The organism is Enterobacter sp. 118C5 (genome assembly GCF_034107645.1).
Lineage (GTDB): Bacteria > Pseudomonadota > Gammaproteobacteria > Enterobacterales > Enterobacteriaceae > Enterobacter > Enterobacter nematophilus.
Map to the genome: position 1 here is coordinate 29,277 of NZ_JAWNEU010000018.1, position 20,635 is coordinate 49,911.

The window sequence follows — 20,635 nt, forward strand, 5'->3', positions numbered from 1 at the left end:
GTGTGCGGTGTTTTGCCGGGTGGCGGCTGCGCCTTACCCGGCCTACGCCATCAAACTCACCTGCGCCGCCACGATCCGCCACCCAAACGCAAACCGCACCCACGTCTGCTGCTGGCGGCCAATGCGTTCCGTGCCCTCCCGGGTAAACTCGGTGCTGCATACGGCATAATCCTCCCCGAATGTGGTAATCACGGTGTGGCGCAGCGTCCGCTGCAATCCGGCAGACGGGCGGGCCGCGCGAAAGGCGCGGATTTCATCGATCCCGTACAGGTTTTCACCCGCCCCCAGACGCACCGTGTTTTTGTCGTGCCAGAACAGCTCGTCCAGCACGGCAATGTTGTTGCTCACCAGCGCGTCTTCGTAGCGATAAAACGCGGCGGTCACCTCGGCCACCACCCACGGCAGGTTAATGTCATCGTGATTTATCATGCTGCAACCTCCGCCGGACGGGCATCGGTGATGCCGCTCTCTTCCAGCACGCGCGCGACGCGCAGGCAGGCCTGCTCGTTAAACGGTGCGGCAATCAGCTGCAGGCCAATCGGCGCGCCATGAGCGGTGCGCAGCGGAACGGTGGTCACGGGCAGGCCCAAAAATGAAATTGGCTGGGTCAGCATCCCCATGCTGGCGCGGATGGGGAGCGGCTGACCGTTAATCTCCATGGTTTGTTCGCCGATCCGCGTGGCGCTGCGCGGCGTCGCGGGGGCGATCAGCACGTCGGCCTGGGCAAACAGCGCGTGAAACGCCTGCCGGGCGTGCGCGCGGAACCGCTGGGCCTGAATATACCAGGCGGAGGGGATCATCGCGCCGGCCAGCAGGCGTTCACGGGAGTGCGGCTCAAAGCGCTCGGTCTCGCGGCGAAGCGCGGGCAGGTACTGATTTCCCCCTTCGGAGGCGCTGATGATAAACGCCGCGGAGCGCGCCAGCTCGGCGTCCGGGAACTGTAATTCATCCTGCACGTCGAGCGCCTTCGCCACCCGCGCCACGGCGTCTCTGGCGTCCGCATCGCACCAGGTTGTGAAGTAGCCGCCGAGCACCGCGCAGCGCAGGCCGTCAAGCCCGCGATCGAGCAGGGGGCGCGTCTGCTCGCGCGAGCTCTCTGCCTGAAAACCGTCGCTGCCGTCCCGGCCCTGCAGCGCGTCGTACGCGGACGCCAGGTCGCACACCCGGCGGGCAAAGGGGCCGATATGATCCAGGCTCGCGACAAACGGATGGCTGCCGGTTCGCGACAGGCGGCCGAAGGTGGGCTTCAGGCCATAGATGCCGCACAGGGAGGCCGGGACGCGAATCGACCCGTTGGTGTCGGTGCCGAGCGAAAAGTGCACCAGCCCGGCGGCCACGGCGGCGGCTGAACCGCCGGAGGAGCCGCCCGCAATGCGCGTCAGGTCGTGCGGGTTACGCGTCGCGCCGTAGTGGCTGTTCTCGGTGGTAAAGCCGTAGGCGTAGGCGTCCATATTCACCATCCCGGACAGCAGCCCGCCCGCGCTGCGCAGCTGGCGCACCGCGAAGCTGTCAGCAGCCGCGGCGGGGCGCTGGCTGAACAGCTCTGCGCCCGCGAGGGTGGTATGTCCGGCAACGTCGAACAGGTTTTTCACCGCGTAGGGCACGCCCGCCAGCGGCGGCAGGGGGCGCTTTTCGCGGCGCAGGGTGTCGATGTTCTCGGCCTCGGCGAGCATGCGTGCTTCCGTCACGGTGGTCCAGGCGTTGATCTGCGGATTAACGCGCCCGATCGCCTCCAGCGTCTGGCGGGCAATCTCATGGGCGCTCAGCTCGCCCGCGCTCAGCGCCTGTTGAATGTCGCTGATACTCATCTCGTGTAGCGTCATGCTTTATACACTCCTGCGATTTCCAGACGGTCGTCGAGCGGCAGCGCCATCAGCGGGGCGGCCATGCCGGCAATGCGGCTGAATTGTAATTGCAGCTCGGCGCGGCGGGCATCGTCCAGCGTCACGCCGAGCACGGACTCCATTTGCGCCAGGTACGCTGGCCAGTCGGGTTGTTGTGTCGTCATTATTTTCTCCTCAGAATCCGGCGGCCGCGCCGTTGCTGCGCGGGTCAAACGCCCCTTCGAACAGCCCGTTGGGGTGGCGGACAATCGCGCCCGCGTGGCCCATCGCTTCGCTAAAGTCAGGGAACATTTCCACCTCGTGCCCCCGCCCGCGAAGCTGAGCGACCGTCTCAGCGCTAAAGCGTCCTTCCAGTTTTAAGGTGTCTGAGGTTTGTCCCCAGGTGCGTCCCAGCAGCCAGCGCGGGCGGGAAATGCTTTCCTGCAACGGCATGCCCTGAACCACGTAGCGGGTAAAGAGCGTGGCCTGGGTTTGCGGCTGTCCGTCGCCGCCCATCGATCCGTAGACCATCACGCGCCCGTCCTTAAGACGCGCCGCCGCCGGGTTCAGGGTATGGAAAGGCTGTTTGCCCGGCGCGAGGGCCAGCAGATGAGCGGGGTCGAGGCTGAACGACGCCCCCCGGTTCTGCCAGACGATGCCGGTATCGGGCAGCACCACGCCGCTGCCGAACTCGTGATAAATACTCTGGATAAACGACACGGCAAACCCGCTATTATCCATCACCCCCATCCACACCGTATCGCCGGGCCCTTTTCCGGTGCCCCACGGCGCGGCGCGGCCGTCGTCAACCCTGTCGGCAAGCGCCTGCAGGGCGGCGGGATCCAGCAGACCCTGAACATCGGTTTTCAGCTCGCGCGGGTCGGTGATGTGGGCATCGCGCAGGCCAAAGGCCAGCTTTGTGGCTTCAACGATGCGGTGAATGGTGTCCGCGTCGTCGGCCTCCGCCATATTCAGGCGGTCGGTGATGCCGAGTATCGCCAGCGAGACCAGCCCCTGCGTCGGCGGGGCGTGGTTAAAGATCTCCCCCTGCTGATGCTGCAGCTTCAGCGGCGCGGTACGCCGGGCTGCGTGCGCGTTAAGATCGGCCAGCGTCACGGGCAGGCCCAGCGTCTCCATGCCGTGCGCCAGCACGTTCGCCAGCGGGCCGCGATAAAAGCTGTCCAGACCGTCTTCCGCCAGGCGCGTCAGGGTTGTGGCCATGGCGGGCTGGTAAAAACGGCTCCCGACCTGCGGCGGCTTACCGTCCACCAGCCAGGTTTCCGCGAAGCCGGGGATGGCCTTCAGTTCGTCGAATTTACTGGCCGTGGCATGGGCCTGTGAGGCCGTGACCGGCGTGCCGTTCTGCGCATAGTCGATGGCGTCGCCCAGCAGGCGGGCCAGCGGCAGCGACTTGCCGGTCATCTCGCGCGAGACCTTCAGCGCCTCGTCCCAGCCGCTCACCGTACCGGCGACGGTCAGCGCCGCCTGCGGTCCGCGATGGGGAATGTGCGTGAGCCTGTCGTAGGCGGCAAGCGTTGCCCGCGATCCCGCCGCGCCGCTGGCGTCAATGGCGATGGGGTCGCCTTCCGGCGGAACGATAAGCCAGAAGCCATCGCCGCCCAGCCCGTTCATGTGGGGGTAAACCACGGCGATGGTGGCCGCTGCCGCGACCATCGCTTCAATCGCGCTGCCGCCTTCGCGCAGCACCGCCAGCGCGCTCTGGCTGGCAAGGTGGTGGGGCGCAACGGCCATGCCGTGCGTGGAGACATTGCTTTGCATGAGAAGTCCTCGTAACCCTGAAAGTCACAAGGCGCTGCAAAAGCTGTTCCAGTTCTGAGAGAAAAGTTTCAGTAAACTGGCACGTATAATGAATACGTATTAAAGAATGGCATAATGTGATGAAACAAAAGTTACAGAGGCGCTATGGAACAACTGGATGAACGTCTGAAAGCACAGTACCCGTCGCTGTCGCCGCAGGAGCAGCGGGTGGCGGATTTTATATTCGACCATTTTGACGACCTGATTAGCTACAACAGCGCCGAGCTGGCGCAGCTGAGCGGGGTGTCGAAAGCCACGGTGAGCCGCCTGTTTAAGCGTCTGGGCTATGAGAAATATAAGGATATGCGCGACGAGCTGCGCACCCTGCGCCAGAGCGGGATGCCGCTCACCGATAACCGCGATGCGGTGCAGGGCAATACGCTGCTGGCGCGCCACTACAAGCAGGAGATGGCGAACCTGACCCAGTGGGTCAATGCCCTTGACGCGCAGCAGTTTGCCGACGCCATGGCCTGCATGGTCAAGGCGCGGCGCATCGTGATTATCGGCATGCGTAACGCCTATCCGGCGGCGCTGCACCTGCGCCAGCAGCTGCTGCAGGCGCGCGGTCAGGTGCTGGTTCTGCCGCAGCCGGGGCAGAGCCTGAGCGAGGAGCTGGTGGACTTAACGCCGGACGATCTGGTGGTGATGATGGCCTTTCGCCGCCGCCCGCGCATCATCCGCCCGCTGATGCAGCAGCTTCAGAGTAGCGGTGTTCCGGTGCTGCTGATGTGCGAGCCGCAGGCCCACAGCCTGTTTCCGCTGGCGAGCTGGCAGCTTTGCGCCCCGCTGGACAGCGTCTCCGCCTACGACAGCTACTCCTCGGTCAACAGCCTGATTAACCTGCTGGCAAACGCCTTCCTGCATGAAATTCTCGATAAAGGCCGTCCGCGCATTCACGAAATTGCCTCCCTTTACCAGCAGCTGGATGAACTCGAACAACGATAATGGGGCATCAGGCTGGTGCTTTGCATTAAAATGGTGCAGTTGACGGGTCGGGAAAACGCAGGCTTTTTTCGACCCGTCCTCGTTTTATCAGGCTTTACAAGAATATTCCCCGCTTCGCCTTATCTGGCACATTAGTTGCAAAATCACATTCAAAGAATCTTTTGTTTCATGTTAACGTTACGGGGAAGCACCATGAAAAAACTGTTAATTGCACTGGCCGGGGCCGCCTGTCTCTTCACTCAGCTGCCGGCAAAGGCTGACCAGCTTCAGGATATCGAGAAGCGCGGCACCATCCGCATTGCCGTTCCGCAGGACTTCCCGCCGTTTGGCTCGGTGGGGACCGATCTGCAGCCGCAGGGCTACGACATCGATATGGCGCGCTATCTGGCGAAACAGATGAAGCTCAAGCTTCAGCTGGTGCCGGTGACCAGCGCCAACCGCGTGCCGTACCTGCAAACCGATAAGGTGGATCTGGTCATTTCCAGCCTCGGTAAAAACCCGGAGCGCGAGAAGGTGATCGACTTCAGCCGCGCCTACGCGCCGTTCTTCCTCGGCGTGTTTGGCCCGAAAGGGGCCGAGCTGAAGGACGCCGCCGCGCTGAGCGGGAAAACCATCGGCGTGACGCGCGGGGCGGTGGAGGACATGGTGCTGACCGGCCTGGCGCCAAAAGACGCCAACGTGAAACGTTACGAAGACAACAACACCACGCTCTCCGCCTACCTCTCCGGCCAGGTGCAGTACGTGGCGACCGGCAACCTCGTGGTGGCGGCCATTTCGCGCCAGAACGCGGACAAAGCTCCCGTGCCGAGCTTTATGCTGAAAGATTCGCCGTGCTTTATTGGGCTGAAGAAAAACGAACCGGCTCTGAAGGCAAAAGTGGATGCGCTGATTGAGCAGGGTATCAAGGACGGCACGCTGAACGGCCTGTCCGAGCAATGGCTGAAGGCCCCGCTGCCGGCAAACCTTGGCGCCTGAGCCGATGACGGAGCAACTTGATTTTTCAGCCCTCTGGCCGCACTGGCCGGAGCTGCTGGCGGGGCTGTGGGTCACCATTCAGCTGACGGTGATGGCGACCGTCGGCGGGCTGGCAATCGGGATTTTCGGGGCGGCGATCCGCAGCGGACGCGCCACCTGGTTCAGCCGGATCTGGGGCGCGTACGTGGAAATCATCCGCAACACGCCGTTTGTGGTGCAGCTGTTTTTCATCGTCTTCGGCCTGCCGAATCTGGGACTGAAGATGACGGCGGGGGAAGCGGCGCTGTTGGCAATGGTGGTGAACCTGGGCGCGTACAGCACCGAGATAATCCGCGCGGGCATTCAGGTCACGCCGAAAGGGCAGTGGGAGGCCGGGCGCGTATTAGGGCTGACTCGTTTGCAGACGTTTATTCGCGTGGTGCTGCCGCCCGCGCTGCAGCGCATTTATCCGGCGCTGGTGAGCCAGTGCATCATCGTGATGCTCGGCTCGTCGGTGGTGTCGCAGGTCTCGTATGAAGAGCTGACCTTCGCCGCCAACCTGATCCAGTCCAGAACGTTTTTGAGCTTTGAGGTCTATCTGGTGACAACCGGGATTTACTTAGCGCTGTCGATTACCCTGCGCCAGCTGATGATGGCGGCAGGACGTAAATGGCTGGGGGTGCAGGCATGATGACCACCTTTACCGACTGGGACATTATTCGCAACCTGCTGCTGGCCGGGCGCTGGACGGTGCTGCTGTCGCTGGTGGCGTTTGTCGGCGGGGCGGCGGTAACGCTGCCGCTCCTGCTGCTGCGCCTGACGGGCGGGCGCACGGTGAAGCGCATCATCCGCGGCTATATTGAGCTGTTTCAGGGCACCCCGCTGCTGATGCAGCTGTTCCTGGCCTTCTTCGGCGTGGCGCTGTTCGGCATCGACGTCTCGCCGTGGACCGCCGCCTCGCTGGCGTTAACCTTCTACACCAGCGCGTTTCTGCTCGATATCTGGTACGGCAGCATTCGCGCCCTGCCAAAAGGGCAGTGGGAAGCCTCGCGCTGCCTGGGGCTGACCTTCGGCCAGACCCTGTTTCGCGTGGTCGCCCCGCAGGCGCTGCGCATCGGCATCGCCCCGACGGTCGGCTTTGCCGTGCAGGTGATCAAGGGCACCGCGCTGGCGTCGATTATCGGCTTCATCGAGCTGACCAAGGCCGGCACCATGCTGACCAACGTGACCTATCAGCCGTTTAAGGTCTTTGCGCTGGTGGCGCTCGGCTACTTTATTCTGTGTTATCCGCTGTCGCGCTACAGCCGCTATCTGGAGACCAAATTCAATGCCTCTCATCACCATTAATCAGGTGCAGAAGTACTACGGCGATAACCACGTGCTCAAGGGCGTCGATCTGGATATCGACATGGGCCAGGTGATCTCCATTATCGGGCGCAGCGGTTCGGGCAAAAGCACGCTGCTGCGCTGTATCAACGGCCTGGAAGGGTATCAGGACGGGAGCATCAAGCTGGGCGGCATGACCATTACCGACCGGGATTCCCAGGCGCGCGAAATCAGCCGCTCGGTCGGGATGGTGTTCCAGAGCTTCAACCTGTTCCCGCACATGACGGCGCTGGAGAACGTGATGCTCGCCCCGCGTCGGGTGCTGAAGAAAAGCGCCGCCGAATGCCGCGAGCTGGCGCAGCGCATGCTGGAGAAAGTGGGGCTTGGCGATCGTCTGGATTACTACCCGTCGAGCCTCTCCGGCGGCCAGCAGCAGCGCGTGGCGATTGCCCGCGCGCTGGCGATGTCGCCTAAGGTTTTACTCTGCGACGAGATCACCTCCGCGCTCGACCCGGAGCTGGTGGGCGAAGTGCTCAAGGTGCTGGAGCAGCTGGCGGCCGACGGGATGACCCTGATCCTCGTGACCCATGAAATGAATTTTGCCCGCGAAGTGGGCGACCGCGTGGTGTTTATGCACCAGGGGAAAGTCTGGGAGCAGGGCGACAGCAAAACGCTGTTCGCCAACCCGCAGACCACGGAACTGAAGCAGTTCATCTCCTCCGTGCGCGGCCTCAACTGATAAGGACTGACAAATGGATATCGCACGCTTTCCGCAAATTAACCCGCCCCAGCGCCTGCTGATGGGGCCGGGGCCGATCAACGCCGACCCGCGCGTGCTGCGCGCCATGTCGAGCCAGCTGATCGGCCAGTACGATCCGGCCATGACCCACTACATGAACGAGGTGATGGCGCTCTACCGCGGGGTGTTCCGCACCGAGAACCGCTGGACGATGCTGGTGGACGGCACCTCCCGCGCGGGGATTGAAGCCATTCTGGTCTCCGCCATCCGCCCCGGAGATAAAGTGCTGGTGCCGGTCTTTGGCCGCTTTGGACACCTGCTGTGCGAAATTGCCCGCCGCTGCCGCGCGGAGGTGCACACCATCGAGGTGCCGTGGGGCGAGGTGTTCACCCCGGACCAGGTCGAGGACGCGATTAAGCGTATTCGTCCGCGCCTGCTGCTGACCGTACAGGGCGACACCTCCACTACCATGCTACAGCCGCTCGCCGAGCTCGGGGCCATCTGCCGCCGCTACGACGTGCTGTTCTACACCGACGCCACAGCGTCGCTCGGGGGTAACGCGCTGGAGACCGACGCCTGGGGGCTGGATGCCGTCTCGGCCGGAATGCAGAAGTGCCTCGGCGGCCCGTCGGGCACCTCGCCGATCACACTCAGCGCGCGCATGGAGGAGGCGATCCGCCGCCGTAAATGCGTTGAGGAGGGCATACGCACCGACGCCCACCGCGACGGCGACGAGGAGATGATCTACTCCAACTATTTCGATCTCGGCATGGTGATGGACTACTGGGGGCCGGAGCGCCTCAACCACCATACCGAAGCCACCACCGCGCTGTTTGGCGCCCGCGAGTGCGCGCGGCTGATCCTGCAGGAAGGGCTGGATAACGGCATCGCGCGTCATAAGCTGCACGGCGATGCGCTGCTGAAGGGCATTCAGGCGATGGGGCTGGAGACCTTCGGCGACCTGAAGCACAAGATGAACAACGTGCTGGGCGTGGTTATTCCGCAGGGCATCAACGGCGACCAGGTGCGTAAGCTGATGCTGGAGGATTTCGGGATTGAAATTGGCACCTCGTTTGGCCCGCTGCACGGCAAGGTGTGGCGCATCGGCACCATGGGCTATAACGCGCGTAAGGACTGCGTGATGACCACCCTGAGCGCGCTGGAGTCGGTGCTGAACTACCTGAAATTCACCACCACGCAGGGTGCGGCGATGCAGGCCGCGTGGGACCACTATCGCCGCGAGACGCCGCAATGAGCCCGGCGGCAGAACGGGTGATGGCCCGCGCCGACGCGCTGGCCGCCATCAGCGAAACCCCGGATGCGCTGACCCGGGTCTACCTCTCCACGCAGCATCTGCAGGCCAACCAGCTGGTGGGGCAGTGGATGAGCCAGGCGGGAATGACCGTCTGGCAGGACAGCGTGGGCAATATCAGCGGCCGCTATGAGGGCGCGCAGGAAGGGGCGCAGGCGGTGCTGCTCGGATCGCATCTGGATACCGTGCGCAACGCGGGACGCTACGACGGCATGCTCGGGGTGCTCGCGGCCATTGAAGTGGTGGACAGCCTGCACCAGCAGGGTGTGCATCTGGCACAGGCCATTGAGATTGTCGGCTTTTGCGATGAAGAGGGCACCCGCTTCGGCATTACGCTGTTGGGCAGCCGGGGGCTGACGGGCACCTGGCCGCAGGGCTGGCTGGAAAAAGCCGACGCCAGCGGCATCAGCGTGGCGCAGGCGATGACCCAGGCGGGGCTCGATCCCGCCCGCGTGTCGCATGCCGCGCGCCGTCAGGAGGATTTCAGCGCCTATCTGGAGCTGCATATTGAGCAGGGGCCGTGCCTTGAGCAGGAGGCGCTCGCGCTTGGCGTGGTGGAGGCCATTAACGGCGCTCGTCGCCTGAACTGCCGCTTCACCGGCGAGGCCGGGCACGCGGGAACCGTGCCAATGCACCACCGCAGGGACGCCCTTGCCGCCGCCGCCGAGTGGATGGTTATCATTGAAAACGCGACCCGACAGCAGGGCGGCAACCTGGTGGCGACGGTTGGTGAGCTGCGCTGCCTGCCGGGGGCGGTGAACGTGATCCCCGGCGAGGTTCAGCTCTCCCTCGATATTCGCGGCCCGCAGGATGCACCGCTGGACAGGTTGCTCAACGACCTGCTGGAACATGCCCGGGCGATCGCATCGCGCCGCGGGCTGGCGTTTAGCGCCGAGGAGTTTTACCGCATTGCCGCCACGCCGTGCGATCTCCACCTGCAGAACGTGCTGGGGGAGGCCGTCAAATCGGTACAGGGGCGCTCGCTGTCGCTGCCCAGCGGCGCGGGCCACGATGCGATTGCCATCGCGGAACGCTGGCCGGTGGGCATGCTGTTCGTGCGCTGCAGGGGCGGTGTCAGCCACCACCCGGCGGAATCGGTGATGGCTGAGGATGTCGCGCTGGCGGTTGAGGCGTTTTCACGTGCGGTGATTCAGCTGGCGGACCGCGCTACTCCAGCCCCAGCGTATACTGCGCGATCTTGAAGTAGATAATCAGCCCGGTACCGTCGATAAGCGTCGCGATAAACGGCGCGGAGACGACCGCCGGGTCGATACCGCAGCGCTTGAGCACCATCGGAATCACTGACGACACAATCGCGCTCCAGAGCGTAATGCACACCAGCGTCAGGCTGACGATAAGCGTGATTTCCAGCCCGATCCCCATCATCCAGGCGCGGATGCACCCGGCAATACCGAGCGTGACGGCAATCATCAGCGAGGTGGTCATCTCTTTGCGCAGCACGCGGCCCACGTCGCGCAGATGCACTTCACCCAGCGCCATGGCGCGCACCAGCGTGGAGGTGATCTGCGTTCCGCTGTTGCCGCCCGTACCGATCAGCAGCGGAATAAAGAACGCGAGCGCGATGGCGGATTCCAGCGCCTCTTCAAAGTGCTGGATCACCGAGCTGGTGTAGGCTTCCGCGACAAACAGCAGCAGCAGCCAGACGGAGCGTTTCTTCCACAGGCTGAAGGCGCTGGTTTCCAGATAGGGCTTCTCCAGCGGCAGCGTCGCCCCCTGGAGCTGGGCGTCTTCGGTGACGTCATCTTCCAGCAGATGGGCAATTTCGCGCTCGGTCAGGCAGCCGACGAGCTTGCCGTGGGTCACAACCGGCACGACGTCCGCCTCGCCGTGGGCCAGAAGCCCGGCGACATCAGCGCGTTCATCTTCCGGTTTGACCTGCAAAAACTGAGAAATCATCAGGCTTTTAACTGGCTGCACGGTATCCGTGACCTGCAATAATTTGCGCACCGCAATCATCCCCGCCAGGCGTCCATGGTCTTCAATAAAAATATGCGACGGAATATCATCGTCTTTTAATTTTTCGAAGAATTGCTCGCGCGCCAGCGCCACGCATAATGAAACGTCGAGGACGATAAAATCGGTATTCATATATTGCGCGACCGCGCTGTCGTTGAATGCCAGGTTTTGGTTGTGAATAGCGTAAGACATAGTGAATTCCCTTTGAATAATAATATCTCTCAGGGGCGAGCAAGACAGGGCATGTCGGAAAGGAGATCCCCACGTCCTGGGTTCAGCACTGTACACCGTATCCCGCAAGGGAAGTTATACTGACAAAGCCTTGATTCGACAGTGCCTGTTTTACCCTGTGCCGGTTCTCTCGAACCCACCAGAGCGATAACGTGTATTTGTACAGGAGCCTCGCCATAACGAGATCGTTGTAAAGCGTGAGGAATAATACGCCTGTTTAAATTTACCGCTCAGGAAATTAAATAATGTTTAAGAAAGGTTTAGGTAAATCTTAATAATAAAATGTTGAGGGTTTATTTAAGGTTATTCCTTTTAAATGGAGGATTAATTAACGGGGGGAGAAAAATGGCGTGGTTTGATAATCTGCTGAATCATTTTGCGCATTATCCCGCACATCTGTTCGCGCTGTTATTCGTGATGGCGCTGAGCAAGTCCACGGTGCTGATCTCCTCCGTGCTGCCGCCCGCTTCGGTGATGCTGCTGGCGGGCATCGGCGTCAGCCAGGGGAGCATGCATCCCGCGCTGGCGTGGCTCGCCGTGGTGCTGGGGGCAACGGCCGGTTCGGCGCTGAATTACCATATCGGCCAGCTGATGGGGCACACCCGGCTGGTCGCGCGCTTTACGGCGAAGCATGCCGCTACGTTTTTACGGGTTCAGCATCAGCTGCAAAAGAACGGCATCATCGTACTGTTTACGTCGCGCTTTCTGGCGGTGTTGCGTTATGTCGTGCCGCTGGCGGCGGGGATGCTCAGGCTGAACGCCGTCAAAGTTTACGCCGTCAGCCTGCTTTCCGCCTGCGCGTGGGCGGCGCTGTATGTCGGCGCGGTCACCGGCATCAGCGCCTTTTGAGTTACAGACTCCCCATTCCGCCGTCCACCAGCAGCTCTGTTCCTGGCGTGTAGCTCGACTCGTCTGACGCCAGACTAGAGTTTAGCGTAGCGCGGTGCCGGAATACCGGTGCGCGCGCTGTTAAACAGCTCAAGGCGCGCCGCTTCGTAGCGAGTCCACAAGGTGGCGTCATGCATCGGCGGAATAGTGATCTGTTCGCCCTGATCCAGACCCGCCAGTGACGCATCGACCATATCGTCGGTGGTCATCACCGACCCTTCCGGCAAATCGTTCACCGTAACCCCTGAATGGCTCCAGATCTCCGTCGCGGTGGCGGCGGGCAGCACCGCCTGAATGCGCACGCTGCTGTCGGCAAATTCTTCCTGCAGCCCGCGGGTAAAGCTCAGCACCCAGGCTTTGGTGGCGCTGTACAGCGAGCTGCCCGCACGGACATGGAGCGATAGCACCGAGGCGATATTGATCAGCGTCCCGCGATTGTTCTTCGCCAGGCGGGGCAGGATGGCGTAGGTCAGACGCATCAGCGCCGTGGTGTTGAGGGTGTTGATGGCCTGATGCTGCGCCACGTCGCCCGCGAGGAACGGGGCCATCTGCGCGGTGCCCGCGTTGTTTACCAGCGTATCGATGGCGGTATTGCTGCGCAGTTCCTCTTCCACGGCGCGGATCCCGGCTTCATCGCTGAGATCGGCCACCAGAATATCGACGGCCACGCCATAGCGCGCGCGCAGGGCGGCGGCGAGGGTTTTCAGGCGATCCTCGCGGCGGGCGACCAGGACCAGGTTTGCGCCGCGCGCGGCCAGGCGATCGGCATAGACGGCACCGATCCCGGAAGAGGCGCCCGTGATCAGGGCGGTGGTGATTTGCGTAGTCATCGTGTGTTACCTCAAGGCAAAGTGGGTTGTTTGGTTTCAATATGAAACTGAATTAACTCTCTGCTATTTGGTTTTATAATGCAACCATTTTGCTGGGCATTTTGTGCTTTTGCCGTTGGGAACGATCAGGAGGGGAGTTTAGCCACGATCTCTTCAGGCGTCAGCTCGCGCCCATCGTCGGCGATAAGCGCCAGTTTACGCAGCGGTTTGCGCTGTTCGCTATCGACCAGCACGGTGCCGCATTCGTTTTCCGCGAACAAAAATTCATTGCCCCACTGGGAGAGGGCGACCAGCACCGTCTGGAGAGCGCGTCCCTTGTCGGTCAGAACGTATTCCTGCCATGCGCTGCCGTCGGAGGCGGGCTGAAGCCGGAGGATGCCTTCGTCGACCAGCAGCTTCAGCCGCGAGGTGAGCATGTTTTTCGCGATACCGAGGCTTTTCTGAAACTCGCCGAAGCGTTTAATCCCGCGCAGCGCGTCGCGAACGATCAGCAGCGACCACCAGTCGCCGATGATATCCAGCGAACGGGCGACGGGGCAGGGGCTCTCTTCAAGGCGGGTACGTTTCACGGTAAGGTCTCCGGTGGGGTGTGGTTTTATTATAAAACTAATTAGCGCCCACCGTAAGCACGTTAATCATCAGTTTGAGAAATGCTTCCCGAAAAAACTGTCACGAATCTGTCACACTCAGCGGAACATTAAAAAAGCGTGAGGAACGAGGGATGAGAAAAGCACTACTCGCAGTGGCCGTGGCAGGTACCCTTTCAATGACCTTTGGCGCACAGGCGCAGGAGACGCCGGAAGGCTATCAGCTGCAGCAGGTGTTAATCATGAGCCGTCACAACCTGCGCGCGCCGCTCGCCAACAATGGCAGCGTGCTGGAGCAGTCCACGCCGAAGCAGTGGCCGGAGTGGGACGTGCCGGGCGGTCAGCTCACCACCAAGGGCGGCGTGCTGGAAGTCTATATGGGCCATTACATGCGCGAGTGGCTGGCAGAGCAGGGGATGGTGAAGACGGGAGAGTGCCCAGCGGCGGATAGCGTCTATGCTTACGCCAACAGCCTGCAGCGTACCGTCGCCACCGCGCAGTTCTTCATTACCGGCGCGTTCCCGGGGTGCGACGTTCCCGTGCACCATCAGGAAAAAATGGGCACCATGGATCCGACTTTTAATCCGGTGATTACCGATAACTCGCCGGAATTCCGCGAAAAAGCGCTGAAGGCGATGGAGACCGAGCGGCAGAAAATGCAGCTTGGCGAAAGCTATAAGCTGCTGGAGCAGATGACGAATTACGCCGATTCCCCTTCCTGCAAAGAGAAAAAAGTCTGCTCACTGGCGGACGCGAAAGACACCTTCAGCGCCGACTATGAAAAGGAGCCTGGCGTATCCGGCCCGCTGAAGGTGGGTAACTCGCTGGTGGACGCGTTTACGCTGCAGTATTACGAAGGCTTCCCGGCCGACCAGGTCGCGTGGGGTGAAATCAAGACCGACCAGCAGTGGCGCGTGCTGTCGAAGCTGAAGAACGGCTATCAGGGCTCGCTGTTTACCTCCACCGAGGTGGCGCAGAACGTGGCGAAGCCGCTGGTCAAATATATCGATAAAACGCTGGTCACCGAACAGGCGAAAGCGCCGAAGATCACCCTGCTGGTAGGGCACGATTCGAACATCGCTTCACTGCTCACCGCGCTGGACTTCAGGCCGTATCAGCTGCACGACCAGCAGGAACGGACCCCGATTGGCGGCAAAATTGTCTTCCAGCGCTGGCACGACAAAAACGGCAATAAGGAGCTGATGAAAATTGAGTATGTCTACCAGAGCGCGGAGCAGCTGCGCAACGCCAGCGTGCTGTCATTGCAGTCGCCCGCGCAGCGCGTGACGCTGGAGCTGAAGGGCTGTCCGGTGGACGCGAACGGCTTCTGTCCGGTGGATAAATTCAATGCGGTTATGAATAACGCGGCGAAGTAAAAGAGAACCCCCCGCGGCGGCGGGGGGAAACGCTTAGACGTTTTTACGTTCGATGGTTTGCTCGCCCCAGAAGAGCGAGTCTTTGTCCGTTTTTTCGAAAGCGCGAATCAGCACTTCATCGTTGCCTTCTTCCCAAATCTGCTCTGCCAGCTTTTCATCGTACTTCGCGACTTCAAAGATGGCTTCGGCAATCTCCGGAGAGGTGTTGCGTAAACTTGCCCATTCGCCCACGTGGTGAGCTTTGGATTCCTGTGTTGGCATACTTTTCCTCCTGTTGGGTTAGCCGTTCAGTTTTTTAGCGAGACCCGCAACGTATTCACCCTGATAGCGGGCGATAGAGAGTTCTTCATTGCTTGGCTGACGTGAGCCATCTCCACCGGCAATGGTGGTTGCGCCGTACGGCGTGCCGCCGCGCACCTGAGAAACGTCAAACAGCTCCTGCGCGCCGTAGCCAATTGGCACAATCACCATCCCATGATGAGCAAGGGTAGTCCAGGTTGAGGTAATCGTCTGCTCCTGCCCGCCGCCGGTGCCGGTAGAGCTGAATACGCTGGCGAGCTTGCCGTACAGCGCCCCGGATGCCCAGAGCCCGCCGGTTTGATCGAGGAAGGTACGCATCTGGCCTGACATATTGCCGAAGCGGGTCGGGGTGCCGAAGATAATGGCATCATACTCCGCCAGCTCCTGCGGGGTGGCGACCGGGGCATTTTGGGTTTTTCCCCCGGCTTTGGCGAACGCTTCCGCCTGCATGGTTTCCGGTACGCGTTTTACCACAACCTCAACGCCGTCCACTCTGTTTGCGCCTTCTGCTACCGCGTGAGCCATGGTTTCAATGTGTCCATACATGGAATAATAGAGCACCAGAACTTTTGCCATTTTGCATCACTCCTCGTTGGTTTTTTCTGACAGCGGATCGCTGCGTTCATTTAAAGATATGACATCACGGCCAGACTGCAAAAATGAACGGCATTTCTTTGATTTATAACAATATGGTTACAATAAGGCTACTGTAGCAAAATGAAACAACTTTCTGGTCGCCGAATTTTAAAATGATAAGAAAGGCTTATAGATTTCCGTCGCGTTATCTGACCTGAATGGCGAAGATCATGTTGCAGAATATTACCCGTGGCTTGCCGGATAGCCTCAGTCCACTAAGCTTAGTTTCACGCGGCACAGATAAAGGCCCTGTCCTTTAGCCGCGAGGTGAAAGAATCCTCTTTTACTGAATGCAATATGATGTCTAATGTTTCACACTCTGGAGGTTAGAGATGGCAAACCATCGTGGTGGTTCAGGTAATTTCGCTGAAGACCGTGAAAGAGCATCAGAAGCAGGTCGTAAAGGTGGCCAGTCTAGCGGGGGTAACTTCAAGAATGACCCTCAGCGCGCGTCAGAGGCTGGTAAAAAAGGGGGTAAAAATAGCCACGGCAGCAACAAGTAGTACGCCGGGTTGACTCCCTGCCGCCGGGTTTCCCGGCGGTTTTTTTATTTCTGCAACATTGAACTGTAACCAAAGGCAACGCACACTACAGAATTGATCTCACTTGCTGGTGTCGCATGTCCGTCTCACGCTTTAAATTCTCCATAAAACCGCAGGAAGCCATCCTTATTCTCATCACCATGTTCTGGGGCGGGACCTTTCTTGCCGTCCAGTACGCGGTAACCCTCAGCGATCCGTTCTTTTTTGTAGGCCTGCGCTTTGCGACGGCGGCGATAGCCGTGGGGCTGATCTCCCTTAAAACGCTGCGGGGTCTGACGCTGAAGGAGCTCAAGGCCGGCGTGGCGATTGGGATTGCGATAGCGATGGGGTACAGCCTGCAGACGTGGGGTTTGCAGACCATCTCCAGCAGCAAATCTGCATTTATTACCGCCATGTACGTACCGCTGGTTCCGCTATTGCAGTGGCTCTGTCTCGGCAGAATTCCGGGCCTGATGTCCTGCATTGGCATTGTGCTGGCGTTTATCGGCCTGATTTTATTAGCCGGGCCGGAAAATAACCTGCTGGCGCTGGGGCCGGGCGAGATCATTACCCTCGTAGGGGCCATTGCCATCGCGGCGGAAATTATTTTGATCAGCGCCTGGGCTGGGAAAGTGGACGTCAAGCGCGTGACGGTGGTGCAGCTCGCGACGGCGTCGCTGGTGGCGTTCGCGACGATGGTGCCCGCCGGGGAATCCGTGCCGCAGATATCCACGGGGCTGGTGGTGGTCGCGCTGGGGCTCGGCATCTTCAGCGCCATTATTCAGGTGACCATGAACTGGGCGCAGCGCAGCGTATCGCCAACGCGCGCGACGGTGATTTATACCGGCGAACCGGTGTGGGCGGGGATTTTCGGACGACTCGCTGGCGAGCGTTTGCCGCTGCTGGCGCTGGTGGGCGCGGCGTTTATTGTCGCCGGGGTGCTGGTGAGCGAGCTAAAGCTCAGAAAGCGGCGGCGTGAAGCGAGTCATTTGACTGCTGAGAAAGGTTTAGATTGAAAAAAAGCGCAACGTTACTTAGGGTGCGTACGGATTAAAACCGTACACGGTGATGTAAACCATGCCAGCACTTAAAAAACAGCGTATCGATCTTCGCTTAACGGACGAAGACAAAACAATGATTGAAGAAGCGGCGGCGATGACGAATCAAACGATCACCCAGTTTATGGTGAACAGTGCGTCAGAGCGTGCTGCAGAGGTCATCGAGCAGCACCGTCGTCTCGTGTTGAACGAAGCCTCATGGAATGCGGTGATGGATGCCATCGACAATCCACCAGAGCCAAATGAACGCCTCAAGCGAGCGGCAAAACGTCTTCGAAACATGGAGTGAAGCGTCCTGGAAAATCTCACGATTGAAATGTTTTCAGAGGGAACCGATTACGATTTCGGGGATTTTGATTGTGGTGAACCCTCGCTAAATGCCTTTCTGAGAGAACACCTGGTGCGCCAGCACAATGGGCGTATTCTACGAGCCTACCTGCTTAAAGAGCGCGACCATCCGCGCGTGCTGGGCTATTACACGCTATCGGGAAGTTACTTTGAGAGAGCGATGCTTCCTTCTAAGACTCAGCAGCGAGGGATCCCTTATAGCAACGTACCCAGCGTGACGCTGGGACGTCTGGCTATTCATAAAGAACTACAGGGAAACGAGTGGGGAATAACGCTTGTTGCACACGCTATGCGCGTGGTTTACCTGGCGTCGCAGGCTGTGGGCGTACACGGAATATTTGTTGATGCCCTTAGCGAGCAGGCTAAACGATTTTATCTGAAGCTGGGTTTTATCCCGCTGGCAGGCGAAAACAGCCACTCTTTGTTCTTCCCGACAAAATCTATCGAACGGCTGTTTGAGCAGGCGTGATCGCTCTTAAGGAGCATGCAGGTCGGGTAAGGCGTAGCCTTCACCCGACATATCGGTTTCACGAATCCTGATGCACCACGGCACCCTGCGGCGCAGCGGCCATCCGGCGGCTCAGCAGGGCGTTAAGCAGGATCGCCCCGAAGGTCGCCGTACCAATCCCGCCAATCGTAAATCCGCCCAGCGTCAGGGCAAAATCGCCCGCGCCCAGCACCAGCGTGACGGCCACCATGATCAGGTTGCTGTTCTGGCTGAGGTCGACCCGATGCTGCACCCAGATGCGCGCTCCGGCCACGGCGATCAGCCCGAACACCACAATCGACGCGCCGCCGATGACCGGCGACGGAATGGTGTGGATCAGCGCGCCGAACTTCGGTGAGAAACCAAGAAGGATCGCCATGACCGCCGCCGCGACGAAGACCAGCGTCGAGTAGACTTTGGTCACCGCCATCACGCCGATGTTTTCCGCGTAGGTGGTCACGCCGCTGCCGCCCACGGAGCCTGAGAGCATGGTTGCCAGCCCGTCGCCGACGAACGCGCGGCCCATGTACGGATCCATGCTGCGCCCGGTCATCCCCGCGACCGCCTTCAGGTGACCTAAGTTCTCAGCCACCAGGATCACCGCCACCGGGGCGATAAGCATCATCGCCTGCGTGTTAAAGGTGGGCGAGGTCACCTGCGGCAGACCGAACCAGGCGGCCTGATGAAGCAGGGTAAAATCCACCGGCTTGCCCATGCCGAACACGTTCGCCAGCAGGGCGTATATCAGACAGGCGACAATCAGCCCGACCAGGATCAGCAGCCGCTGGATCATCCCCCGCGTGAACACCGCCACCAGGCCGATGCACAGCACGGTTATAACCGCCATCCAGCTTTCAAACGGCGAAGCGGAGACGCTTTTCACCGCAATCGGCGCGAGGTTCAGGCCTATTGCCATCACCACTGCACCGGTGACGACGGGGGGCATCATCCGTTCGATCCAGCGCGTGCCGATCTTCATCACCACCAGACCAATCAGGGTGTACACCAGACCGCAGGCTATGATGCCCCCGAGGGCCACGCTCAGGTTGGGGTTGATCCCCTGGCCGTTAAAACCGGTAGTAGCGATGACCACCCCGACAAAGGCGGCGCTGGAGCCGAGATAGCTGGGCACGCGCCCGCCGGTAACAAAAAAGAACAGCAGGGTGCCGATACCCGACATCAGAATAGACAGGTTGGGATCGAGCCCCATCAGCATCGGCATCAGCACCGTCGCGCCAAACATCGCGACCGCATGCTGGACGCCCATCACCATCGTCTGCCCGAGCGGGAGCCGTTCATCCGGCGCGACCACGCCTGCTTCTGTGGAGGTCGATTTCAACTGCCAGTGGGGAAATCCGAACATGGTCTGTCTCCTTAAAGCGCCTTAGCAGGCGGGTCGCATAAGCGCGTGGTAGCCGCGGTCAAACCACACCAGACCTTGCGGCGCGGGGTGGCGAATAATGGAAACGATGTCGCAAAACAGAATGTCGTGAGTACCGACGCTCACCACCTGGCTGATGCGGCAGTCAAACGAGGCCAGCGCATCCTCCAGACGCGGGCAGCCCGTGTCGCCCGTCTGCCAGCGGGCGGCGGCAAAGCGTTCTTCCATCGGCGTTTTGCCGCCAAACAGATTGGATAAACGCTCCTGTCCGGCGCTCAGGGTATTCACGCACAGGGTGCGGTTCTCGCTGAACGTGGGCCAGACGGACGCGCCGCGGTTCAGGCACACCAGCAGGGTGGGAGGGGAATCCGTGACGCTGCATACCGCGCTGGCGGTAAAGCCCGCCATCCCCGCCGGGCCGTCGGTGGTGATGATGTTGACCGCCGCGCCAACGCAGGCCATGGCGTCGCGAAAGGTCTGTTTATCCGGTGTCGTCATGATCGCTCCTTACGCAAGCCCGCAGGCATCGTCGAAGGTCAGGCGCGGCAGGCGCCCGTAAAGTTTGCGCGTATCGCCATAGCCAATGTTGATCAGCAGGTTGCTTTTAAGCGTGGTGCCGGTGAAAAAGGCCTCGTCGACCTTTTGTCGGTCAAAGCCCGACATCGGCCCGGTATCCAGCCCGAGCGCGCGACAGGCGAAGATCAGATACGCGGCCTGCATTGAGCTGTTGCGAAAGGCCGTCTCTTCCGCCAGCGCGGGGCTTGCGGTAAACCAGCTCTTTGCATCGCCGTGCGGGAACAGCTCGGGCAGGCGCTCGTAGAATTCCCCGTCCCAGGCGACAATGGCCGTGACCGGGGCGGTAAGCGTTTTCTCGAGGTTGCCGCTGGAGAGCGCCGGGCGCAGCTTCTCTTTTACCTCTGCGCTTCGCACAAACACAATCCGCGCCGGGGAGCAGTTGGCGGAGGTCGGCCCCCATTTCATCAGGTTGTAGATCTCGCGCAGCGTCTCGTCGCTGACCGGCATATCCAGCCAGCCGTTGTGGGTGCGGGCGCCGGTGAACAGCGTTTCCAGCGCGGCGGGGGTAATGGCTTCGCTCAT

At 60.8% G+C, this 20,635-nt stretch carries 25 protein-coding genes and 1 riboswitch; of the genes, 13 read left to right on the top strand and 12 right to left on the bottom strand.

Annotation, left to right across the window (positions count from 1 at the left end; translation table 11 throughout):
- Positions 1 to 42: 42 nt before the first annotated feature.
- Genes hpxZ through hpxW form a run of 4 tightly spaced genes read right to left on the bottom strand, consistent with a single transcriptional unit; the run spans position 43 to position 3,602 of the window.
- Entirely contained in the window at positions 43 to 429 is a 387-nt protein-coding gene (gene hpxZ / locus UTO39_RS20390; protein ID WP_320727933.1) for an oxalurate catabolism protein HpxZ, read from the bottom strand.
- Positions 426 to 1,823, bottom strand: coding sequence for an AtzE family amidohydrolase (locus UTO39_RS20395; protein WP_320727934.1), 1,398 nt, complete (start codon positions 1,821 to 1,823; stop codon positions 426 to 428). Before UTO39_RS20395 ends, hpxZ begins: the two co-directional genes overlap by 4 nt.
- Positions 1,820 to 2,008, bottom strand: coding sequence for an oxalurate catabolism protein HpxX (gene hpxX / locus UTO39_RS20400; RefSeq protein ID WP_320727935.1), 189 nt, complete (start codon positions 2,006 to 2,008; stop codon positions 1,820 to 1,822). Before hpxX ends, UTO39_RS20395 begins: the two co-directional genes overlap by 4 nt.
- Before the next feature lie 10 nt (positions 2,009 to 2,018).
- Positions 2,019 to 3,602 (bottom strand): oxamate amidohydrolase, encoded by a 1,584-nt coding sequence (hpxW, locus tag UTO39_RS20405; RefSeq protein WP_320727936.1) that lies wholly within the window; start codon positions 3,600 to 3,602, stop codon positions 2,019 to 2,021.
- 144 nt (positions 3,603 to 3,746) lie between these two features.
- On the opposite strand from hpxW, the gene hpxU reads away from it, so the two are divergent.
- The 7 genes from hpxU (at position 3,747) to hpxK (ending at position 10,119) form a co-directional block, all read left to right on the top strand.
- The gene (hpxU, locus tag UTO39_RS20410) at positions 3,747 to 4,586 is read left to right on the top strand and encodes a MurR/RpiR family transcriptional regulator HpxU (RefSeq protein WP_320727937.1); all 840 of its coding nucleotides are present in this window, start codon (positions 3,747 to 3,749) and stop codon (positions 4,584 to 4,586) included.
- Between the two features lie 192 nt (positions 4,587 to 4,778).
- Positions 4,779 to 5,561 carry a transporter substrate-binding domain-containing protein gene (locus tag UTO39_RS20415; RefSeq protein WP_041910577.1) on the top strand — a complete coding sequence of 261 codons (783 nt, stop codon included), beginning with the start codon at positions 4,779 to 4,781 and terminating at the stop codon, positions 5,559 to 5,561.
- Between the two features lie 4 nt (positions 5,562 to 5,565).
- A complete protein-coding gene (locus tag UTO39_RS20420; protein WP_061099687.1) occupies positions 5,566 to 6,231 on the top strand; it encodes an amino acid ABC transporter permease in 666 nt (221 codons plus the stop codon).
- Positions 6,231 to 6,887: an amino acid ABC transporter permease gene (locus UTO39_RS20425; RefSeq protein ID WP_080328162.1), complete on the top strand. Its 657-nt coding sequence runs from the start codon at positions 6,231 to 6,233 to the stop codon at positions 6,885 to 6,887. Before UTO39_RS20420 ends, UTO39_RS20425 begins: the two co-directional genes overlap by 1 nt.
- Positions 6,868 to 7,605, top strand: a complete 738-nt coding sequence (locus tag UTO39_RS20430; RefSeq protein ID WP_320727938.1) for an amino acid ABC transporter ATP-binding protein — start codon at positions 6,868 to 6,870, stop codon at positions 7,603 to 7,605. The genes UTO39_RS20425 and UTO39_RS20430 overlap by 20 nt, the downstream gene beginning before the upstream one ends.
- Before the next feature lie 13 nt (positions 7,606 to 7,618).
- Positions 7,619 to 8,860, top strand: coding sequence for an alanine--glyoxylate aminotransferase family protein (locus UTO39_RS20435; protein ID WP_253541475.1), 1,242 nt, complete (start codon positions 7,619 to 7,621; stop codon positions 8,858 to 8,860).
- On the top strand, positions 8,857 to 10,119 hold the full coding sequence (gene hpxK, locus UTO39_RS20440) for an allantoate amidohydrolase (RefSeq protein WP_320727939.1): 1,263 nt from the start codon (positions 8,857 to 8,859) through the stop codon (positions 10,117 to 10,119). Before UTO39_RS20435 ends, hpxK begins: the two co-directional genes overlap by 4 nt.
- Here hpxK and UTO39_RS20445 read toward each other — a convergent pair.
- On the bottom strand, positions 10,085 to 11,086 hold the full coding sequence (locus tag UTO39_RS20445) for a magnesium transporter (RefSeq protein ID WP_320727940.1): 1,002 nt from the start codon (positions 11,084 to 11,086) through the stop codon (positions 10,085 to 10,087). The two genes, hpxK and UTO39_RS20445, sit on opposite strands and share 35 nt — an antisense overlap.
- Before the next feature lie 60 nt (positions 11,087 to 11,146).
- A riboswitch (M-box (ykoK) riboswitch) is annotated at positions 11,147 to 11,316 on the bottom strand.
- Between the two features lie 154 nt (positions 11,317 to 11,470).
- Here UTO39_RS20445 and UTO39_RS20450 point away from each other — a divergent pair.
- A complete protein-coding gene (locus UTO39_RS20450) occupies positions 11,471 to 11,974 on the top strand; it encodes a DedA family protein (RefSeq protein WP_320727941.1) in 504 nt (167 codons plus the stop codon).
- Positions 11,975 to 12,048: 74 nt separating this feature from the next.
- On the opposite strand, the gene UTO39_RS20455 is transcribed toward UTO39_RS20450, so the two are convergent.
- Positions 12,049 to 12,843, bottom strand: coding sequence for an SDR family oxidoreductase (locus UTO39_RS20455; RefSeq protein ID WP_320727942.1), 795 nt, complete (start codon positions 12,841 to 12,843; stop codon positions 12,049 to 12,051).
- A gap of 125 nt (positions 12,844 to 12,968) precedes the next feature.
- The gene (locus tag UTO39_RS20460; RefSeq protein ID WP_266178333.1) at positions 12,969 to 13,412 is read right to left on the bottom strand and encodes a helix-turn-helix domain-containing protein; all 444 of its coding nucleotides are present in this window, start codon (positions 13,410 to 13,412) and stop codon (positions 12,969 to 12,971) included.
- A gap of 152 nt (positions 13,413 to 13,564) precedes the next feature.
- Between UTO39_RS20460 and agp the strand changes: the two genes are divergently transcribed.
- Positions 13,565 to 14,806 (top strand): bifunctional glucose-1-phosphatase/inositol phosphatase, encoded by a 1,242-nt coding sequence (gene agp / locus UTO39_RS20465; protein WP_320727943.1) that lies wholly within the window; start codon positions 13,565 to 13,567, stop codon positions 14,804 to 14,806.
- A gap of 33 nt (positions 14,807 to 14,839) precedes the next feature.
- Here agp and UTO39_RS20470 read toward each other — a convergent pair whose 3' ends face one another.
- Together UTO39_RS20470 and wrbA are read right to left on the bottom strand one after the other, a co-directional pair.
- Entirely contained in the window at positions 14,840 to 15,067 is a 228-nt protein-coding gene (locus UTO39_RS20470; RefSeq protein WP_151412861.1) for a YccJ family protein, read from the bottom strand.
- Between the two features lie 18 nt (positions 15,068 to 15,085).
- The gene (gene wrbA / locus UTO39_RS20475) at positions 15,086 to 15,682 is read right to left on the bottom strand and encodes an NAD(P)H:quinone oxidoreductase (protein WP_041910554.1); all 597 of its coding nucleotides are present in this window, start codon (positions 15,680 to 15,682) and stop codon (positions 15,086 to 15,088) included.
- A 392-nt stretch (positions 15,683 to 16,074) separates the two neighbouring features.
- On the opposite strand from wrbA, the gene UTO39_RS20480 reads away from it, so the two are divergent.
- From UTO39_RS20480 to UTO39_RS20495, 4 genes are all read left to right on the top strand, one after another.
- Positions 16,075 to 16,245 (top strand): general stress protein, encoded by a 171-nt coding sequence (locus UTO39_RS20480; RefSeq protein ID WP_001273664.1) that lies wholly within the window; start codon positions 16,075 to 16,077, stop codon positions 16,243 to 16,245.
- Between the two features lie 116 nt (positions 16,246 to 16,361).
- Positions 16,362 to 17,279, top strand: coding sequence for a DMT family transporter (locus UTO39_RS20485; RefSeq protein ID WP_320727944.1), 918 nt, complete (start codon positions 16,362 to 16,364; stop codon positions 17,277 to 17,279).
- Between the two features lie 61 nt (positions 17,280 to 17,340).
- The gene (locus UTO39_RS20490; RefSeq protein WP_008499829.1) at positions 17,341 to 17,610 is read left to right on the top strand and encodes a DUF1778 domain-containing protein; all 270 of its coding nucleotides are present in this window, start codon (positions 17,341 to 17,343) and stop codon (positions 17,608 to 17,610) included.
- A 27-nt stretch (positions 17,611 to 17,637) separates the two neighbouring features.
- On the top strand, positions 17,638 to 18,138 hold the full coding sequence (locus UTO39_RS20495; protein ID WP_320727945.1) for a GNAT family N-acetyltransferase: 501 nt from the start codon (positions 17,638 to 17,640) through the stop codon (positions 18,136 to 18,138).
- Positions 18,139 to 18,196: 58 nt separating this feature from the next.
- On the opposite strand, the gene rutG is transcribed toward UTO39_RS20495, so the two are convergent.
- The 3 genes from rutG to UTO39_RS20510 are packed head-to-tail and all read right to left on the bottom strand — an operon-like array spanning position 18,197 to position 20,635.
- Entirely contained in the window at positions 18,197 to 19,519 is a 1,323-nt protein-coding gene (gene rutG / locus UTO39_RS20500) for a pyrimidine utilization transport protein G (protein ID WP_266178329.1), read from the bottom strand.
- A gap of 21 nt (positions 19,520 to 19,540) precedes the next feature.
- Positions 19,541 to 20,035: an NADH-dependent FMN reductase RutF gene (rutF, locus tag UTO39_RS20505; RefSeq protein WP_320727946.1), complete on the bottom strand. Its 495-nt coding sequence runs from the start codon at positions 20,033 to 20,035 to the stop codon at positions 19,541 to 19,543.
- A 9-nt stretch (positions 20,036 to 20,044) separates the two neighbouring features.
- Complete coding sequence (locus UTO39_RS20510) at positions 20,045 to 20,635, bottom strand: malonic semialdehyde reductase (protein ID WP_320727947.1); 591 nt, start codon at positions 20,633 to 20,635, stop codon at positions 20,045 to 20,047.